16 protein-coding genes are annotated in these 13,448 nt (G+C 75.0%); 1 reads left to right on the top strand and 15 read right to left on the bottom strand.

The genetic code is table 11. From position 1 onward, the window contains the following. Positions 1-75 precede the first annotated feature (75 nt). The 7 genes from KDL28_RS17265 to KDL28_RS17295 all read right to left on the bottom strand — a co-directional run bounded on the left by KDL28_RS17265 (position 76) and on the right by KDL28_RS17295 (position 6,136). Complete coding sequence (locus KDL28_RS17265) at positions 76-1,113, bottom strand: NAD-dependent epimerase/dehydratase family protein (RefSeq protein ID WP_252439836.1); 1,038 nt, start codon at positions 1,111-1,113, stop codon at positions 76-78. Between the two features lie 161 nt (positions 1,114-1,274). Continuing rightward, positions 1,275-1,376, bottom strand: a complete 102-nt coding sequence (locus tag KDL28_RS17270) for a 30S ribosomal protein bS22 (RefSeq protein WP_010241351.1) — start codon at positions 1,374-1,376, stop codon at positions 1,275-1,277. Between the two features lie 149 nt (positions 1,377-1,525). Continuing rightward, positions 1,526-1,735, bottom strand: a complete 210-nt coding sequence (locus KDL28_RS17275; RefSeq protein WP_252439838.1) for a helix-turn-helix domain-containing protein — start codon at positions 1,733-1,735, stop codon at positions 1,526-1,528. Between the two features lie 206 nt (positions 1,736-1,941). Continuing rightward, positions 1,942-2,745 carry a pyrroline-5-carboxylate reductase gene (gene proC, locus KDL28_RS17280; protein ID WP_252439840.1) on the bottom strand — a complete coding sequence of 268 codons (804 nt, stop codon included), beginning with the start codon at positions 2,743-2,745 and terminating at the stop codon, positions 1,942-1,944. A gap of 49 nt (positions 2,746-2,794) precedes the next feature. Further along, complete coding sequence (locus KDL28_RS17285; RefSeq protein WP_252439842.1) at positions 2,795-3,634, bottom strand: thioesterase family protein; 840 nt, start codon at positions 3,632-3,634, stop codon at positions 2,795-2,797. Between the two features lie 71 nt (positions 3,635-3,705). After that, positions 3,706-4,536 (bottom strand): sugar phosphate isomerase/epimerase family protein, encoded by an 831-nt coding sequence (locus KDL28_RS17290; RefSeq protein ID WP_252439844.1) that lies wholly within the window; start codon positions 4,534-4,536, stop codon positions 3,706-3,708. A gap of 16 nt (positions 4,537-4,552) precedes the next feature. Further along, positions 4,553-6,136 carry an Rv0497 family membrane protein gene (locus KDL28_RS17295; RefSeq protein WP_252439846.1) on the bottom strand — a complete coding sequence of 528 codons (1,584 nt, stop codon included), beginning with the start codon at positions 6,134-6,136 and terminating at the stop codon, positions 4,553-4,555. Between the two features lie 445 nt (positions 6,137-6,581). On the opposite strand from KDL28_RS17295, the gene KDL28_RS17300 reads away from it, so the two are divergent. Next, entirely contained in the window at positions 6,582-7,016 is a 435-nt protein-coding gene (locus KDL28_RS17300) for a YdeI/OmpD-associated family protein (RefSeq protein ID WP_252439848.1), read from the top strand. Positions 7,017-7,102: 86 nt separating this feature from the next. Here KDL28_RS17300 and KDL28_RS17305 read toward each other — a convergent pair whose 3' ends face one another. The 8 genes from KDL28_RS17305 to KDL28_RS17340 all read right to left on the bottom strand — a co-directional run bounded on the left by KDL28_RS17305 (position 7,103) and on the right by KDL28_RS17340 (position 13,428). Next, the gene (locus KDL28_RS17305) at positions 7,103-7,603 is read right to left on the bottom strand and encodes a hypothetical protein (RefSeq protein WP_252439850.1); all 501 of its coding nucleotides are present in this window, start codon (positions 7,601-7,603) and stop codon (positions 7,103-7,105) included. A 182-nt stretch (positions 7,604-7,785) separates the two neighbouring features. Then, on the bottom strand, positions 7,786-8,403 hold the full coding sequence (wrbA, locus tag KDL28_RS17310; protein ID WP_252439852.1) for an NAD(P)H:quinone oxidoreductase: 618 nt from the start codon (positions 8,401-8,403) through the stop codon (positions 7,786-7,788). A gap of 187 nt (positions 8,404-8,590) precedes the next feature. Continuing rightward, positions 8,591-9,277 carry a response regulator gene (locus KDL28_RS17315; protein WP_252439854.1) on the bottom strand — a complete coding sequence of 229 codons (687 nt, stop codon included), beginning with the start codon at positions 9,275-9,277 and terminating at the stop codon, positions 8,591-8,593. A 13-nt stretch (positions 9,278-9,290) separates the two neighbouring features. Next, complete coding sequence (locus KDL28_RS17320) at positions 9,291-10,553, bottom strand: sensor histidine kinase (protein WP_252439856.1); 1,263 nt, start codon at positions 10,551-10,553, stop codon at positions 9,291-9,293. A 128-nt stretch (positions 10,554-10,681) separates the two neighbouring features. Continuing rightward, positions 10,682-11,425 carry a phosphoglyceromutase gene (locus tag KDL28_RS17325; protein WP_252439858.1) on the bottom strand — a complete coding sequence of 248 codons (744 nt, stop codon included), beginning with the start codon at positions 11,423-11,425 and terminating at the stop codon, positions 10,682-10,684. A gap of 30 nt (positions 11,426-11,455) precedes the next feature. Beyond that, positions 11,456-12,034, bottom strand: coding sequence for a hypothetical protein (locus KDL28_RS17330; RefSeq protein ID WP_252439860.1), 579 nt, complete (start codon positions 12,032-12,034; stop codon positions 11,456-11,458). A gap of 100 nt (positions 12,035-12,134) precedes the next feature. Further along, complete coding sequence (locus tag KDL28_RS17335) at positions 12,135-12,812, bottom strand: hypothetical protein (RefSeq protein ID WP_252439862.1); 678 nt, start codon at positions 12,810-12,812, stop codon at positions 12,135-12,137. 142 nt (positions 12,813-12,954) lie between these two features. Beyond that, on the bottom strand, positions 12,955-13,428 hold the full coding sequence (locus KDL28_RS17340) for a MarR family winged helix-turn-helix transcriptional regulator (RefSeq protein WP_252440094.1): 474 nt from the start codon (positions 13,426-13,428) through the stop codon (positions 12,955-12,957). Between the last annotated feature and the right edge of the window lie 20 nt (positions 13,429-13,448).

Genomic DNA, 13,448 nt, shown 5'->3' on the forward strand with positions numbered 1-13,448 from the left:
GTGCGGTGCGCGGTGCGGGCAGGGCGGCGGGGCGCACCCGGCCGTTGCGGCTGCCCGCCGACGGTCTGCGGGGGCTCACCGCAGCATCCCGACGAGGGCGCGCACGCCCCGCTCGACGGTCTCGACCCGCTCGGGGCCGATCACCGGGCGCAGACCGCGCCCGCGCACGAAGTCGTCGAAGGCCTGCACGGTCGTCCAGCGGGGGGCGAACCCGAACTGCTGGCGCAGCCGCCGGTTGTCGACCACTCGGCCGAAGTTGAGCAGCCGCATCTGCTCCGGGGAGAAGTCGACGATGCGGGCGCCGCGGAACACCCGGCTCACCGGGCCCACGGCCGGGCTCGGCACCGGCAGCGGCACCCGCCCGGCCCGCCGGATGGCCTGCGACAGCAGCATCACGCCGTCCGCGGCGACGTTGAACACGCCGGGGATGTCCTGGCTCGCCGACCGCTCCAGCACGGCCAGCGCGTCCTCCTCGTGCAGCAGCTGCACGCGGGCGTCGTAGCCGAGCACGGTGGGCACCACGGGCAGCGCGAAGTAGCGGGTGAACACGGTGTCGATGCGCGGGCCGATGAAGTTGGTGAACCGCAGCACGGTGACCGACACGTCGGGCCGGCGCCGGGCGAAGCCGCGCAGGTAGCCCTCGATCTCGGCGGCGTCCTTGGCGTAGCCGCCCGAGGGCAGGTCCTTCGGGGTCATGGACTCGTCGAACAGGGCCGGGTCGCGCGGGCTGGACCCGTAGACGGCGGTGGTCGACTTGAGCACCATTCGCCGCACCGACGGCGCCTTCTGGCAGGCCGCCAGCAGCTGCATGGTGCCGATGACGTTCATCTCCTTCATCGCCGTGCGGCCCCCGGACGAGCCGGGGTTGGCCGACACCGACGCGTGCACCACGGTGTCGACGCCGGCGTTGGAGATGACCTTGGAGATGAGGGGGTTGCGGATGTCGGCGCGCACGAACTCGGCGCGGCCCATCCGCCGCAGCAGGTCGCGCGGGGGCGGGACGGTGTCGACGCCAAGGACCCGGTCGATCGCCGGGTTGGCGGCCAGCCGCGCGGCGAGGTGCCCACCGAGGAACCGGCTGACGCCGGTGACGAGCACGACGGATGGCGTCACGGCCCTACCTCAGGAATGTGTATCGGGTGCGGCGAGTGACCGATGCTAGACCTCACGGCGCTGCGGTGACACCGCTCGGCGCGCATCGTGAGCCGTCACACCGGTGAACCGCGTCGCGGCGCGGAAACGGGAACGGCCGGCGTCTCCGCCGGCCGTCGCCATCACTTGCCGAGCTTGCGGCGCTGGACGCGGGTCTTGCGCAGCAGCTTGCGGTGCTTCTTCTTCGACATCCGCTTGCGGCGCTTCTTGATGACTGAACCCATGCGTCGACCCTTCGGTGATGATGACGTCCGCGGCCCGCGAAGGCCGCCATGCTGTGGTTGCCCGGCCGAGACGGCGCCCACGCGCCGGGCCGGACCATGACCGGTGGCCCACTCTACCCGGGGCACCCCCGAGCGGGCCGGGCGGCCGATCAGCCGGCGTCGAAGTAGGCGTTGCGGAGGTAGTCCGCCACGGCGGCGCGCGGCACCCGGAAGGAGCGTCCCACCCGCGCGGCCGGCAGGTCGCCCGCGTGCACGAGCCGGTACACGGTCATCTTGGACACCCGCATCATCGACGCCACCTCGGCCACCGTCAGGAACTGCACCTGGGCCAGGGAGATGTCGGGGGGGTCGGACGGCATCCGATCACCGCTTTCGTGGTCGCACCGGCCGTGCCCGACCTCGTCGGCGGCGAGCACGTGACCGTGATGTTGCCGGTGAGCTTACCGGGGCCGGTGTGACGCCCCAGACCCTGCCCTACCCCGAGAGACTGCATGGCGTCGGCGCGTAAGGGTGAATGGACTAAACTGATCGGCCTAGCTTCGGGCGACCGGTCTCGACGGCCGCGTCAGCTCTGCTTGCCGAGCTCCACCGACCGGTCCCGCGCCGCCTCGATGGCGTCGATCAACGCCGCCCGCACCCCGTGCCGCTCCAGCTCCCGGATCGCCGCGATCGTCGTCCCCGCGGGCGAGGTCACCGCCTCGCGCAGCAGCACCGGGTGGTCGGAGGACTCGCGCAGCATCCGGGCGGCCCCGAACGCCGACTGCACGATCAGGTCGGCCGCCACCTCGCGCGGCAGCCCCAGCAGGATCCCGGCGTCGATCATGGCCTCGACCAGGAAGAAGAAGTAGGCCGGGCCGGAGCCCGACAGCGCGGTCACCGCGTCCTGCTGGGACTCGGGCACCCGGACCACCCGACCCACCGAGGCCAGCATCTTCTCCACCACCGCCAGCTGGTCGTCGGTGGCGTGGGTGCCCGCGGAGATGGCGCTCATCGCCTCACCGACCAGCATCGGCGTGTTCGGCATCACCCGCACCACCGGCGTGCCCTCCGGCAGGGCGCCCTCGAAAAGCGACGTCGGCAGCCCCGCGCACAGCGAGACGACCAGCGTGCCCGGGCTCAGCGCGCCGGCCAGCTCGTCCAGCACGGGCCCGATGTCCTGCGGCTTCACCGCCACCACGACGATCTCCGCGCGGGCGGCGGCGGTGGCCACGTCGACCGCCCGCACGCCGTGGCGCGCGGTCAGCTCGTCGGCCCGTTCCGGGTGGCGCTCGGTGAACATCAGCTCGTCGGCGTCCTGCCCCGCGGCCAGCAGGCCGGCCAGCAGGGCCTCGCCGATCTTCCCGGCACCCAGCACCGCGATCCGTGTCATGGCCGCGACCCTACGACTCCCCCGCCACCGGATTCCGTCGAGACGGGGGTCAGGACGGGGGCAGAGGGGCCAGTGCGAGCTGGCGGGTCTGGCAGACCAGCCGGCCCGCCGAGTCGATGACCAGGACGTCCTCGTCGAACCACGGGCGGGTAACGCTGGCCGAGCGCGCCTCCAGGCGCAGCCAGCCCGGCGCCGGGCGGGCCCGCAGCAGCGCCGTGAGCTGCACGGTGGGGGCCCAGCCGAAGTCGGTGCCGAGGTTGAACACCGTCGGCGGCAGGATGTCGCCGGCGACCATGGCGAACAGTGCGTCGACCGGCTCGCCGCGGGGGCGCACCCAGCCGCGCAGGACCGGCGGGCCCTGCTCGTGCCGGGTGAACGCCATCGTCGACCGATCGAACCACAGGTCGCAGGCGGCGCCGAGGCCCTCCCCGCCCCGCCCGAGCGAGGCGTCGCGGGCGCCGTCGGGCGGCTCCGGGGGCAGGTCGGGCAGGTCGGTCCAGCTGGGCGCGACGTCGGGCAGCCGGCCCGCCGTCACCGTCGCGGCCAGCATCGACCGGCCGCTCTGCACGAGCCGGACCGCCACCACCGACACCGTGCGCCCGGTCTTGAGCACCTCGGTGCTCAACTCCACCGGTCCGGGGTCGGGGGCGCGCAGGAAGTCGGCCGCCACGGCCAGCGGGTCGGGGGCGACGCCCGGCGCCGCGTCCTCGACGGCCGCCAGCCCGGCGCGCGCCATCAGGGCCATCAGCAGGCCGCCGTGCGCCTTCGGCCCGACCGTCCAGTGGCGGCCCAGCTCGGCCGAGTAGCGCCCGTCGCCGAGCGGCTGCAGCGCGACGGCGGCCCGGAACGGCGCCGCGGGCGGGTCGTCCACCCGCGCTTCGGTGGTCATGCCACAGGGGTATCACCGTGCCGGGCGCCTGCGGAACCGGGTGTGATCCGCGTCGCCGTCAGGGCTGACCGCTACCGGGCTGGCTCGACGACGCGGGGGCGCGCCTGGCGGGTGCCGGTGGGCTGCAGGTGCAGGCGGGCGAACAGCAGCGACTCGGCCAGCAGGGCGGCGCGCTCGTAGCGCGTGCGGCAGCGGCGGGTGCTGATCTCGAGCACGACGACGCCGTCGAAGTCGCTGTCGGCGATGCGCTGGCACACCTCCGCGCACGGCTGCGAGCCCCGCCCCGGCACGAGGTGCTCGTCGCGCGGGGCGCCGCTGCCGTCGGTCAGGTGCAGGTGCTTGAGGGCCGGGCCCATCCGGTCGAGCATGGCCAGCGCGTCGACGCCGGAGGCGGCGGTGTGGGAGAGGTCGAGGGTGTAGTGCCGGTGGCCGACCTCGGTGGGGTCGAAGCCGGGCGCGTACGGGACGCTGCGCACGCCCGCCCGGCTGACCGGGAACATGTTCTCCACGGCCAGCGCGACGCCCGCCGCCTCCCCCGCGCGGGCCACCTCGTCGGCGAACAGACCGGCGTAGCGGCGCTGCCAGCGGAACGGCGGGTGCAGCACGACGGTGCTCGCACCCCACTCCGCGGCGGCGGTCACCGAGCGGCGGATGCGGCCGATCGGGTCGCTGCCCCACACGCGCTGGGTGACGGCGAGGCAGGGCGCGTGCACGGCCAGCACGGGCACGCCGTACTGCCTGGAGAGCCGCGAGACGGCCGCGACGTCCTGGCTGACCGGGTCGTTCCAGACCATCAGCTCGACGCCGTCGTAGCCCAGCTCCGCAGCCAGCTCGAACGCGGCCGGGGTGGGCTCGGGGTACACCGATGCCGTCGACAGCGCGACGGGTGGTCCCGACGGCATGGCATCTCCTCCCCGGCTATCTCCCCAGCAGGACCAGCACGGCCGGCGACACGGTCAGCAGGACGCCCACCAGGATCGCGGCGACCGTGGTGCGGAGGTCGCTGTTGCGCAGCAGGGTCCGCACGACGACGACCAGACCCGCGGTGACCAGGATAGCCGCCGCGATGGCCACGACGAGCAGGCTGCTCCACAGGTACCGGAAGCCCACCCAGAGAGCGGCGCCGCCGATCGCCCCGACGACCCACTGGGCCAGCACCGGCGCCCACGACTGCGCGGTGCCCTCGCCCTCGGCGACCTCGTCGTCGGCGTCGGCCGGGTCGGCGTCGGAGTCGGTGCGGGTGCCCGCCGGGCGGTCGGCGCCCGCCTCGGCCGGACCGAGGCCTGCGGGGTGGCCGTCGTCGTCGAAGTCGTCGAAGTCCATCGGGGCGGCGGCCTCGGTCGGCGGGCCGGCGTCGACGGCGGGGGCACCGGGCGGGCGGTCCTGACCGGTGCGGGCGCGGTGCCAGTCCTCGGCGCCCGCGGGCGCCGCGCCCACGGCGGTGGCCGGGCCGCCGTCGTCGACGGGTGCGCGGGCGCCGCGGTCGGCGGCCTGCACGCGGCTGGTGGCCTCGGACTGGCGCAGCGCCTCGAGCCGCTGGTGGTCGATCGGACCGGTGAGGTTGGGGTCGGCGCCGGGACGGCCGTACCCCGGCACCTCGAACGGCGGCCGCCCGTTGGGCTGCCCGTTCGGCCCGGCCGACGGCGGCCCGAACAGCGGCGCCGGCAGCGCCGACGCGGCCAGCGGGGCCCCGCCCGCGTGCGGGGCGGACGCGTGCGGCGGGCCCGCGGGTCGCGCCTGCTCCGCCACCTGCGGGAACGCGCGCTGCGGCGGCTGCTCGCGGGGACCGAACTGCTGCGGGCCGCGCTGGCCCCCCGGCGGCTCCGCCGGGCCCTGGCGGTCGCGCCCGGCACCGGGACGGCCCTGGGCGTCCCACGCCGCACCGGCCTGGTCGGGGCGGTGCTGGTCGGTCCGGGACTGCTCCATGCGGGGCTGGTCGGGCTGGCCCGCCGGGTCCCACCCGGGGGCGGGGCGGTCGCGCGGCGGCTCGGGGCGGAAGGCGTCGGACCGGAATGCGCTGGTCGCGTCCTGATCGCGCTCGGGCTCGCGGCGCGGCGGGCCGCCCCACTGGCCGGGACCGCCGCGGCCGGCCCCGTTGGCCGAGCCGTTCGCCGAGCCGTTGGTGGCGCCGTTGGGCGAGCCGTTCCCCGGGCCGCCGGGGAAGTCGACGGCGGGCGACTGGTACTGGTGGGGCAGGGCTCCGGGAGGGCGCGGTCCGGACTCCCGGGCCCCGGCCGGTCCGGCCAGCGAGGCGGGGGGCGGCCCGGACGGGCGCTCGGGCTGCGGCGACCGGGCCGAGGGCCAGGCGCCCGACCCGCCGGGCGGGTCGGCGCCGTTGGATCCGTTGGACTGGGGAGCACCGGGGGCGCCCGCGTCGTCCGAGACGTCGTCGGGGTCCCGACGACGGCGCCGACGGCCGGTCGACGTCGCGTCACTGCCGCCGTGCTGGGCGAGCAGCTCGGCGACGGTCCGCTGGCGGGGCTGGTCGGTCTCGGAACTCATCGCGTACACCGTGCCCCGAAGCGCGTCAAGCGTCCAAGCCCGCACGGCGCGTCCTGCGCCGAGCGGTCGGTTCCGGAACCGAGGATGGCGCGACGCCCGCCCGGCCCGACCGGGCGGGCGGCGGGGACGGGGGTCTCGAGCGGGGAGCGGTCCACGACGTCGAGCACACGAGTGCGCACGGGAGCAGGCTACTGCCTGGTCGTGATGCGGCCGTGACCGAACCCGCCACCAAGCGTAGAGCACTACTACTCACAGCGACATCCCCAGGCCCGGCACACCACCCGGACGCCGGAACACACGCTCTCAGGTTCGCGCAACCGACGTCCGGGGCCGATCACTGTGCGAGCTGCCCGGATGCCCACACCGCTGTCCACACCTTGGGGATGGTTGCTCAGCCGCGGTGTCGTGTTCCCGCCACCCAGGGCGATCGGGGCAGACTGCGCCCATGAGATTCCGGACCACTGTGGAGCTCAGCAGGAAGACCGCCACCGGCATCGAAGTGCCCGATGCGGTCGTGACCGGGCTCGGCGGCAAGCGCGTCCCCGTCCGCGTCACGATCAACGGCCGCACCTACCGGTCCACCGTGGCCGTGATGGGCGGGCGGTACCTGCTGCCGGTCTCCGCCGAGGTGCGCGCGGCCGCCGGTGTCGCCGCGGGCGACGAGATCGAGGTCGAGGTGGAGGTGGACACCGAACCGCGGGTGGTGGAGGTGCCCGCGGACCTCGCCGCCGCGCTCGCCGAGGTGCCCGCGGCGCAGGCCGCGTTCGCCGCGCTCTCCTACAGCAACCAGCGCCGGCACGTGCTGTCGGTCGAGGGCGCGAAGGCGGCCGACACCCGGGCGCGGCGGATCGCGAAGGTCGTGGCCGAGGTCTCGCCCTGATCCCAGGTCGACCGCGGGAAGCGGTCGATGTCGTCGACGACCCGGTCGCGCAGCGCGACATGCCACGGGCCGGCCGGGCTGACCGCTCACCCCCGCCGAAAGTCCATGGTGAAGTTCGTGACCCACGTCCGGGCGCCGTCGGTGGAGAACGCCTGGGCCCAGCTGGCCGCGTCCCCACCGCCGTCGTCCCAGCGGAAGTGCACGTCGACGTCGGTGCCCGCGACGCGGTCGCGGCCGTGGAAGTCGCCGCGGGTGCCGTCGAACCGGCCCTCCAGCGGCGGGTCGAGGTGCCCCGGATCGCCGGTCGACGCCCACCAGATGCGCCAGGTCCGGGTGCGGGGGTCGAACAGCCGCAGCGTCATGCCGTCGAACGGGCCGCCGGACGGGCCGGTGGGCCCGTGGCAGACCTCGTGGTTGCCCAGGCCGGCCAGGACGGGCCGGACCTCCGCGGTCAGGTCGAAGTCGACCCAGGGCGACGCCGGGTCGAAGACGTCGCTCAGCCGCCGGGCGGCGATGCGCCAGGAACCGTGCAGGAAGTCGAAGTCCGCCCGGCCGTCGCCGACGGGAGGGACTGGGGAGGTCGTCACCCGACGCACGCTAGGAGCACCCCACTGACACCTGCTGTCAGCGGAGCGCCCGTCCGTCCCGTCCCGGAGTTCAGGAAAGCCACGATGCCGTCCTGTGGGGGCAGCATCGTGGCTTTCCTGAACCGCGCCGGTGCGGGGCCGGTACCGGTGCGGGGGGTGCCGGGGGGTGCGGGGGCGGGGCGTCAGGCCGCGGCGAGACCGGTCTTGAGGGCCTGCGCGACCTGCACCGCGCGCCGGGCCTGGAACGCGACGGCGTCCAGCTCGACCTGGCCGGGCGGCGTCGTGCCGTTGTTGGACGTGTGGCTGCTGCCGTAGGGGTTGCCCGCCTGGAACTGGATCGGGTCGGCGTAGCCGGGCGGCACGATGAGGCAGCCCCAGTGGTAGAAGGTGTTGTTCAGGGCGGTGATGGTGGTCTCCTGGCCGCCGTGCGCGGTGGCCGCCGAGGTGAACGACGTGGCCGCCTTGTTGACCAGCTTGCCCTCGCCCCACAGCGGACCGGTGGTGTCCAGGAACTGCTTGAGCTGGGCCGCGGGCAGGCCGAAGCGGGTCGGCGCGCCGACGACCAGCAGGTCGGCCCACTCCAGGTCGTCCAGGGTCGCCTCGGGGACGTCCTGGGTCTGGGCGGCGTGCGCGGCCCACCCCTCGTTGCCGGCGATGGCCTGCTCGGGGGCCAGCTCGCGCACCTTGCGCAGCCGCACCTCCGAGCCGGCGTGCTCGGCCGCCTTCGCGGCGGCCTGGGCCATCGCGTACACGCTGCCGGTGGCCGAGTAGTAGATGACCGCTGTTCGCAGGTCCGTCACGGACGTGCCTCCACGAGTAGTAGTTGTTGCCTCAACTACTCGGGTACCCCTCCCCCCGCCCGCCAACCCGCATGGGACGTCGGTCACCCCACGGCGCGGTGGACCCGGCTCGGGTCGACCTCACAGCCCTCTGCGAACCGAGCGAGGCCCGTTCCGGAAGCGCTCGATCCGCCCCCGAGGCCGAGGGCTACGACTCGAACTTGTAGCCCAGCCCTCGCACCGTCACCAGGTGCTGGGGTGCCCCCGGGTCGGTCTCGACCTTGGCCCGCAGCCGCTTGACGTGCACGTCCAGGGTCTTGGTGTCGCCGACGTAGTCGGCGCCCCAGACCCGGTCGATCAGCTGGCCGCGGGTCAGCACCCGGCCGACGTTGCGCAACAGGTACTCCAGCAGGTCGAACTCCTTGAGCGGCAGCGCCACCGTCGACCCGTTCACCGAGACGACGTGCCGCTCCACGTCCATCCGGACCGGGCCCGCCTCCAGCACGCCGGACGGGACGTCGGCGTCGGCGGCGTCGCCGCCCCGGCGCAGCACGGCGCGCACGCGGGCGATCAGCTCGCGGGCCGAGTACGGCTTGGTGACGTAGTCGTCGGCGCCCAGTTCCAGGCCGACCACCTTGTCGATCTCGCTGTCCCGGGCCGTCACCATGATCACCGGGACGGCCGAGCGGGCGCGCAGAGCCTTGCAGACGTCGGTGCCGCTCATGCCGGGCAGCATCAGGTCGAGCAGCACGATGTCGGCGCCGTTGCGGTCGAACTCCTCCAGCGCGTCCTGACCGGTGACCGCGATGGCGGTGGTGAAACCCTCCTTGCGCAGCAGGAAGGCGAGTGGGTCGGCGAAGGACTCCTCGTCCTCGACGATCAACACCCTGGTCATCGGATCCTCCAGGTCACCCGACGCGGTCGGGGAGGTCGGCCGGCCGGCGGGTCGCGCCGGTCGGGACGGGGGGCGGGGGCGGCGCTGCCTCCGGTCGTGGCTGGTCGTCGGCGCCGGCGGGGGCCGCGTCGGGATCGGGGAGCGGTCGGCGGTCGGCGGCGCGGACCGGTAGCCGCATGGTGAACGTGGACCCGGTGCCCGGGCTGCTCCACAGGCCGACCTCGCCGCCGTGGTTGGCCAACACGTGCTTGACGATCGCCAGGCCGAGGCCGGTGCCGCCGGTGGCGCGGGAGCGGGCCGGGTCGACCCGGAAGAAGCGCTCGAAGACCCGCTGCTGGTGCTCGGGGGCGATCCCGATGCCGCGGTCGGTCACCGAGATCTCCGCCCACTGCCCGGAGCGGCGCCGCGACACCGACACCGTCGCCTCGGCCGGGGAGTAGGCGATCGCGTTCTCCACCAGGTTCGACAGGGCGGTGACCAGCAGCGTCTCGTCGCCGTCGACCTCGATGCCCAGCGGCCGGTCGACGACGATCTCGATGCGGGCCGACTCCGCGGTCACCTTGGACCGGGCCAGCGCGGCGTCCACGACGTCGTCCAGGCTCACCGCGCACATCTCCGGCAGCCGCTCGGCGCCGGTCAGCCGGGACAGCGCGATCAGCTCGGTGACCAGGTTGCCCAGCCGGGCCGCCTCGCTGACGATCTTCGTGCCGAACCGGCGCACCGCGTCGGGGTCGTCCGCGGCATCCAGCACGGCCTCGGCCAGCACTCCCATCGCCCCGACCGGAGTCTTCAGCTCGTGGCTGACGTTGGCCACGAAGTCGCGGCGGGTGGCCTCCAGGCGCACCACCTCGGAGGTGTCGCTGGCCTCCACCAGGCCGAACCCGTCGACCAGCGGGCGCACGTTGGCCAGCACGGCCGCGGGCGGGCGGGCCCGCCCGCGCAGCGGCGACAGGTCGACGGCCACCGGGGCGCCGGTCTGCAGCATCGTCTGCAGGGCCGCGACGGCGCGGGCGTCGACCCGCCCGTCGCGGACGACTCCGAGCTGGGCGGCCTGGGCGTTGTGCAGCACGACCTCGCCCGCCCGGTCGAGCACCGCCATGCCCACCTCGGCCGCCCGGAACGCCCGCTGCAGCAGGTCGGCGTCCGGCGGCGGCTCCGGGGCCGGGAGCGCGCCCCCGGCGGGCGGCGGCACCCGCCGCCGCGCGACCGCGACCCCGATCGCCACTCCGACGACGAGCGCCACGGCCGCGATCACCACGGTCGCCGGCACGGTCACGACCGCAATATAGGCAGTCAGACCGGTCCCGCGGCCAGCGTCAACGGCTGGTCGTGACGCTGCTGACGCCGCTCAGTGCGACATTTCCGCCGCCGTTCACGCCCCGTTCACCCGACCGGGTCCGCGCGTCAGCGGCCCTGCGCGGCGACGGCGGCGGCGGCGGTCTTCGCCGCCTCCGGGTCGAGGTAGGTGCCACCCGCCACGGTCGGGCGCAGCTCGTCGTCGAGCTCGTAGCGCAGCGGGATGCCGGTCGGGATGTTCAGCCCGACGATGTCGGAGTCGGAGACCCCGTCGAGGTGCTTCACCAGCGCGCGCAGCGAGTTGCCGTGCGCGGCCAGCAGCACGGTCTTCCCGGCGCGCAGGTCGGGGACCACCGCCGACTCCCAGTACGGCAGGAACCGGGCCACCACGTCGGCGAGGCACTCGGTGGCCGGCACCTCGTCGAAGGCGTAGCGCGGGTCGCCGGACTGGTCGAACTCCGAGCCGCGCTCGATGGCGGGCGGCGGCTCGTCGTAGGAGCGGCGCCAGCGCATGAACTGCTCCTCGCCGAACTCGTCGAGCGTCTGCTTCTTGTCCTTGCCCTGCAGGGCGCCGTAGTGGCGCTCGTTGAGCCGCCAGTCGCGGCGGACCGGGATCCAGTGCCGGTCGGCGGCGTCCAGGGCCAGGTTGGCGGTGGAGATCGCCCGGCGCAGCAACGAGGTGTGCACGACGTCGGGCAGCAGGCCCGTCTCGCGCATGAGCTCGCCGCCGCGGCGAGCCTCCTGCTCACCGGTCTCGGAGAGCGGGACGTCCACCCAGCCGGTGAACAGGTTCTCCGCGTTCCACACGCTCTGGCCGTGCCGGAGAAGCACCAGTGTTCCCATGGCGGTCACTCTGCCAGGTGCGCGGGAGACCGGCCGGGGTCAGGGCCCGACGGTGAGGCTGCGCACCGCGGTGTCGAACAGCGGCTCGCCGTAGCCGTTCCAGTCCCCGGTCTCCCCGCGCGCGGTGACCGTCACGAGCCTGCCCCCGGTGACCGCGTAGACCTGCAGCTCCCGCCGGTCGAAGCCGGGGCCGAGGCCGTCGGGGACGGTGTCTCCGAACAGGTGCGCGGGGGTGCCGTCGGGCAGCGTGACGGGTTCGTCGAAGGCCGCCGGGCCGCGCGCGCCGAGCGTCGGGTGGAACGTGTCGACGGCGCGCCCCAGGTCGCCTGGCCAGTCGAGCACGCGCACCTCGATGGCCGGGGACGTCAGCCGGGCCAGCGGGTCGGGGACGGCGGGCGCGTCGAGGAACACGATCGCCGGACCGGGGTGGCTCGGGTCGCGCGTCCAGCCCGGCGGCAGGGCCAGCGCGAAGCGGCCCTGCGGGTCGCGGTAGTCGCCGGTGGCGGCGGCGGGCGCGGGCTCACCGGCCACGGCGACCGCGCAGCCGGTGAGGCCGAGCAGGGCCAGCAGCGCCACGAGCAGCGCGCCCGCCGCCCGCGGCCGGACGGAACCGGTCATCCTCGCCCCCCGGGGATCGCGACCCGCCCGGGCGGCGGGTCGCGCGGAGTCTCGCAGCGCGAGCCCCGTCCGCGGGGCCGAACGGGGAAACCCGCCCGGGTCAGACCGAGAGGGTCAGCGAGCGCAGGGTGCTCTCCAGCTCGGCCTCGTAGTCGTCCCACACCTCGACGGGCGCGGTGCCGGTGACGGCGAAGACGTTGCCGCCGTCGACCGTGAACAGCTGCAGGTTCTGCAGGTCGAACCCGGAGGCGTCGTCGGTGAAGGTGCCGCCGATCAGGTGCGCCTTGGTGCCGTCGGACAGCTCGACGTCCTCGTCGGCGGTGGAGGTGTAGGCGGTGAAGGTGGTGAGCTGGGTGCGGGTCTCGGCGAGCAGGTCGTCGAGGTCGCCGTCGAAGGCGCCGACGATGACGTTGACGTTGACCCGGAACTGCCCGGCCGCGGTGCTCACCGGCTGCGGGTCGAGGAAGACCGCGGTGGTGCCCTGCTGGCCGCTGGTGTCGACGTCCCAGCCCTCGGGCGGGAGCAGGTCGAAGCGGCCCTGCGCGTCGTCGAAGGCGTCGCCCTGGCGCGCCTGGCCGCCGCCGCCCGGGGTGGGCGCGGCCGAGGTCGGCTGCGGCGCGCCGGACGGCTCCGGCCCGGCGGCCGGGGCGCCCGCTCCGCCGCCGGCCACGGGCGAGGCCGACCCGGCGACCTCGCTGGAACAACCGCCGAGCGCCAGCGCGGCGGCGAGCACCACCGCGGCGGCCACCCGCGCGGAGACCGGAACGGAACGTGACATCGAGTCCTCCCCCGAAAGCTGCGCCGACGATCACCCGATCGTGGGCCTCATCGGAGATGTCGTGGCGCGCCGCCCGGCATTACGGGCGATGATCGACCGGACGCCCGGACCGGACGACCGCCACACACCGTACGACGCGGCGTCAGCGCGCCGCTTCGCCCAGCACCGCGCGAGCCGCGGCGGGGACGCCGTCGCGGTCGCCCATGCCCTCCAGCACGGTCTGCCAGATGTCGGTGAGCTGCTCGACCTGCTCGGGGGTGAGCCGGTCGAACAGGTGCTCGCGGACGGTGCGCACGTGCCCCGGCGCGGCCTCGCGCAGCACCGCCATGCCCTGCTCGGTGAGCGTGGCCAGGGTGCCGCGGCGGTCGTCGGGGCACTGCGACCGGCGCACCCAGCCGTTGGCCTCCAGGCGGCTGACCGCGTGCGAGAGCCGGCTCTGCGAGCTCTGCGTGGCGGCGGCCAGGTCGCTCATCCGGCGGGTGCGGTCCGGTGCCTCGGAGAGCATGGCCAGGATCTGGTAGTAGGCGTGCGGCATGCCGGAGTCGCGTTGGAGCTGGCGGTCGAGCGCGGCCTCCAGCAGCGTCGACCCGGCGACGTAGGAGAGCCAGGCGCGCATCTCCGCCGGTTCGAGCCAGC

The sequence above is a fragment of the Pseudonocardia humida genome, from assembly GCF_023898865.1.
In the GTDB taxonomy this organism is placed as follows: Bacteria; Actinomycetota; Actinomycetes; order Mycobacteriales; family Pseudonocardiaceae; genus Pseudonocardia; species Pseudonocardia humida.

Coding starts and splice junctions, on each gene's coding strand:
- KDL28_RS17270 (WP_010241351.1), bottom strand. CDS start 1,376: ATGGGTTCAGTCATCAAGAAGCGCCGCAAGCGGATGTCGAAGAAGAAG.
- KDL28_RS17275 (WP_252439838.1), bottom strand. CDS start 1,735: ATGCCGTCCGACCCCCCCGACATCTCCCTGGCCCAGGTGCAGTTCCTG.
- proC (WP_252439840.1), bottom strand. CDS start 2,745: ATGACACGGATCGCGGTGCTGGGTGCCGGGAAGATCGGCGAGGCCCTG.
- KDL28_RS17285 (WP_252439842.1), bottom strand. CDS start 3,634: ATGACCACCGAAGCGCGGGTGGACGACCCGCCCGCGGCGCCGTTCCGG.
- KDL28_RS17290 (WP_252439844.1), bottom strand. CDS start 4,536: ATGCCGTCGGGACCACCCGTCGCGCTGTCGACGGCATCGGTGTACCCC.
- KDL28_RS17295 (WP_252439846.1), bottom strand. CDS start 6,136: ATGAGTTCCGAGACCGACCAGCCCCGCCAGCGGACCGTCGCCGAGCTG.
- KDL28_RS17300 (WP_252439848.1), top strand. CDS start 6,582: ATGAGATTCCGGACCACTGTGGAGCTCAGCAGGAAGACCGCCACCGGC.
- KDL28_RS17315 (WP_252439854.1), bottom strand. CDS start 9,277: ATGACCAGGGTGTTGATCGTCGAGGACGAGGAGTCCTTCGCCGACCCA.
- KDL28_RS17330 (WP_252439860.1), bottom strand. CDS start 12,034: ATGACCGGTTCCGTCCGGCCGCGGGCGGCGGGCGCGCTGCTCGTGGCG.
- KDL28_RS17335 (WP_252439862.1), bottom strand. CDS start 12,812: ATGTCACGTTCCGTTCCGGTCTCCGCGCGGGTGGCCGCCGCGGTGGTG.
- KDL28_RS17340 (WP_252440094.1), bottom strand. CDS start 13,428: ATGCGCGCCTGGCTCTCCTACGTCGCCGGGTCGACGCTGCTGGAGGCC.